The sequence below is a fragment of the Streptomyces sp. NPDC042336 genome (assembly GCF_055581985.1).
Genome location: NZ_JBVJEA010000113.1, coordinates 1 through 1139, shown reverse-complemented (window position 1 = coordinate 1139; position 1139 = coordinate 1). Strand labels below are relative to the sequence as shown.

The following is a 1139-nucleotide window of genomic DNA, read 5'->3' as shown; positions in this document are numbered from 1 at the left end:
CTAGTCTTCTGAGTCGGGAATTCTGTTCAGATAGTTGGCGAGGCGTTCGAGGATCTCGTCCGCGGTCTTGGTCCAGACGTAGGGCCTGGGGGCGGTGTTCCACGCGGCGATCCAGGCGCGGATGTCCTTCTCCAGCGCCTGGACGCTCTTGTGGACCCCGCGTCGTATCTGCTTGTTCGTCAGCTCTGCAAACCAGCGTTCCACCAGATTGAGCCAGGACGATCCGGTGGGCGTGAAGTGCAGGTAGAAGCGGGGATGAGCTACCAGCCAGGTCTTGATCGCCGGGGTCTTGTGGGTGGCGTAGTTGTCCAGCACCAGGTGCACGTCCAGGTCCGCCGGTATCTCCTGGTCGAGTTTGATCAGGAACTTCTTGAACTCCTCGGCCCGGTGCCGGCGGTGCAAGGAGCCGATCACCTTGCCGGTGGCCACCTCGAGAGCGGCGAACAGCGTGGTGGTGCCCGCGCGCACGTAGTCGTGGGTGAGGCGCTGTGGGACGCCGGGCATCATCGGCAGCACCGGCTGGGACCGGTCCAGGGCCTGGATCTGCGACTTCTCGTCTACACAGAACACCAGAGCGCGTTCGGGCGGGTCCAGATACAGGCCGACGACGTCGTGGACCTTGTCGATGAAGTACGGGTCCGTGGACAGCTTGAAGGTCTCTGTGCGGTGCGGCTGCAGGCCGAAGGCCCGCCAGATCCGTGACACGGTCGACTGCGACAGGCCCATCTCCTGGGCCATGGCCCGCGTCGACCAGTGCGTGGCGTTCTTCGGCGTCGACTCGAGCGTCCGCTTCACCACCGCAGCGACCTGCTCGTCGGTGACCGTCCGGGGGCCGCCCGGGCGCGGCATGTCACCCAGGCCGGCGATCCGGTGCTCGACGAACCGCTTCCGCCAGCGGCCCACCGCATGCGGCGTGGAGCCCAACTGCGCGGCCACGTCTTTGTTCGACGCGCCTGTCGCGCAGGCCAGGATGATCCGACACCGCAAAGCCCACGCCTGCGGGGTGGAACGGCGCCGCACCCATCCCTCCAGCGCAGCCCGTTCCGCATCCGACAGGATCAACTCGGCCTTCGGCCGCCCAGTACGCGCCACCAGGCAACCCTACACAACTGAACAGAATTCCTGACTCAGAAGACTAG

General features: G+C 65.8%; 1 protein-coding gene. It reads right to left on the bottom strand.

Annotation, left to right across the window (positions count from 1 at the left end):
- On the bottom strand, nt 1-1092 hold the full coding sequence (locus ACZ6IM_RS42690; protein WP_469564653.1) for an IS630 family transposase: 1092 nt from the start codon (nt 1090-1092) through the stop codon (nt 1-3).
- Nucleotides 1093-1139 lie beyond the last annotated feature (47 nt).